Origin of the sequence: Caballeronia udeis (genome assembly GCF_001544555.2) — a bacterium.
Lineage (GTDB): Bacteria > Pseudomonadota > Gammaproteobacteria > Burkholderiales > Burkholderiaceae > Caballeronia > Caballeronia udeis.
In genome coordinates this window covers 1-2437 of record NZ_FCOK02000173.1, presented here as the reverse complement: position 1 = coordinate 2437, position 2437 = coordinate 1, and the positions used below count along the sequence as shown (strand labels likewise).

Below are 2437 nucleotides of genomic sequence, written 5' to 3'. Positions count from 1 at the left end.
GCCGGATACATGCATGCAGGCCGTTTCGACATCACGAACAAGAAGCTTGCAAAAGGCGTCGGGTCCATACATGCACGGAAAGGACGATTCCCCAAATTCATCCGCGCTCGGTCTACGGTGAGCGTCTATCGCATATTGTGCGAGTCCGCGCCGATTGCGTTTTAACGCCACATAGTCAGATCGGCGATGCATAGCGAAATCACGAAGAGATTCTTAAATGCTGCTTTTTAGGTTGACCACTTCGTTCAAATGCCGAACTTCCCATTCGTGACGCGCTTTTGCGAGTTCCTCTGCAAGTAGCTTCTCATCCGGCAAAACTGTGTGATATTCCGCTGCGAGCACCTTGTTTGGAAGTCCTTCCAGCGCGTACCGCGCGACGGCTGCATTCGTGCGAGCGCACAAGATCAATCCAACTGGCGGATTTTCCCCAGGTAAGGTCCAGTGCTCGCGTGCGTAGTTGCAATACATGTGCATTTGCCCTACGTCAGCGTGGTTCAGTTCTGTCAATTTCAGATCGATGATGACCAGGCATCGAAGGCGTCGGTGAAAGAACAATAGATCGACCCGAAACCAACTCTCACCGATGCGCAAGCGACGCTGACGTCCAACGAACGCAAAGTCGCCGCCCAGCTCGAGCAGGAAATCTTCGAGCCGATGAACGAGGGCGTCCTCCAATTGGGACTCGGAGTATTCGTCCTTCAGATCTAGAAACTCCAGAACATAGGGGTCCTTGATCGCCTCCTCTGGTGTGACGAGGTCACTCGGGTACGCCTTGCTCCCTTTTTCCAGCATTGTCCGCTTGTTTTTGGACAGCATGGCGCGGGTGTGAAACTGGGAGCTGATTTGCCGGTCGAGCTGACGCACGCTCCATCCACCTCGAAGCGCTTCGGTCTCATAGAACGCCCGCTCGTCAGTCGAGCGAGTGCGCCGCATCAGGTGTACGTAGTGCGTCCACGAGAGAGGGAAAACCGTTGCCAACTGCTCGAGGTCAAATTTCCGAATTACCAATTCGGAATTCGGGTGTGCGCTCGTATCAGCAGATTTCCGAATCAGTGATTCGGAAATCGCCGCCGGCGAGTACGTCTGGTAAAACAGTCGCATCAGTTCGAGGTTGTCTACCCCGAAACCGCGGCCGAACCGTTTAGTCAGATCGCCAGATAGTCGAACCAGCAGCGCTTGACCGTACGCTGCCCGGTTCTCTCCGCCTTGTTCGAACTCCACAACACGCCGGCCGACTTCCCAATAAGTCGCTGTCATCAGCGCGTTCACACTGCGGGCAGCGGCTCGGCGGCTACTCTCCAGGATGGCGACGATATCGCCGTGAATGCCCTTGTAGTCCGTGCTGCTTAAAACGATGTCAGTCATTGCTTGTCACGGAACGATATAAGAAGGATGTCTTGCCGACCGGCCCAGAAGAGGCCCTTGGACATAAGGTTAACTGATCCGGCGCAGTAACGACGTGTACGGCCTCGAAGGCGTTGATTACTTGATCTCATCGGCTTATACCGCTTGCATGATGGTCTAACCCTGACTCGTGCGTCGCCCGCGCGGAATCCCTCCCAACAAATCACGCTTTGCGTGTCCGCGACGGTGTGCCCATAGGCCCACTGCTCTTGCGCGGGCCTGCTACCCGCTTCGCCGTCGGCACCTTCTGCTTTGCCGCTGCGTGCGTCAGCGACAACGCCAGTTGGTCTCGCTGATCACGCGCCTGCGCCGCTTCATCGATATAACGCGCGTTCTCGGTGCGCAGCGCGTCAAGCTTGCCCTCCAGGACACCGAGCTGCTGACGCAGATCACCAACTTGCCCCTGCAGCTTCTGCACCTCATCCCGATGCCGGCTAATTCCCTGCTCCGCTTTACGGGTCGCCGCATCCAGTTCCTTCTGCAAGCGCGCGGCCGCCTGCCGCTCGCGGTCGATTTCCAGCAGCGCCCGGGTTTCGGCAGCTTTGAGCCTCTCCTGCGCCCCCTTGCCGTCGGCACGCAGCGTGTCCAGTTCAGAAGCGAAGTCATGCCGGGCGGCTCCAAGCGCCCGCTGCAACTGATGCTCGCCCTGTTGCGCGAGCCGTACCTGCTCCTGCAGCGTCGACGTCGCGGCTAGCGAGATAGCCAGCGCCTGCTCCAGTTCTGTGATGCGGGTCTGCGCGTTGTCCAGCGCGGCCGCACTGCCGGTCAGTTCCTGACGGACCTGGTCGCGTTCGGCCTCCGCCTGAGCCTGCCGGGCCTGCGCGTCCGCGACCGAGCGTTGCGCCTCGAGCTGCGCGGCGGCCAGTTCTCCTTGCGCCATGTCGACCGCCCGCGTCCAGAGCGCCGCGGCCAATTCTCCGGTCGCGGACTGCAGCTCCGCCGGCAGGTCGGGGTGTTCGATGCGCACCCGGCTCTTTTCACGGAGAGTCGCCCAGAAGCGCGTCAGCGCCTCGGCCGGCGCGCTCATGCTGCC

Annotated in this window: 2 protein-coding genes; both read right to left on the bottom strand. The window is 59.7% G+C overall.

Going from position 1 to position 2437, the window contains the following annotated elements; translation table 11 throughout:
* Positions 1 to 213: 213 nt before the first annotated feature.
* Positions 214 to 1365, bottom strand: coding sequence for a PDDEXK nuclease domain-containing protein (locus AWB69_RS44965; protein ID WP_062093198.1), 1152 nt, complete (start codon positions 1363 to 1365; stop codon positions 214 to 216).
* A 202-nt stretch (positions 1366 to 1567) separates the two neighbouring features.
* Positions 1568 to 2437 (bottom strand): DNA-binding protein (locus tag AWB69_RS44960; RefSeq protein WP_062093197.1); only part of this gene is annotated, 870 nt, incomplete at its 5' end.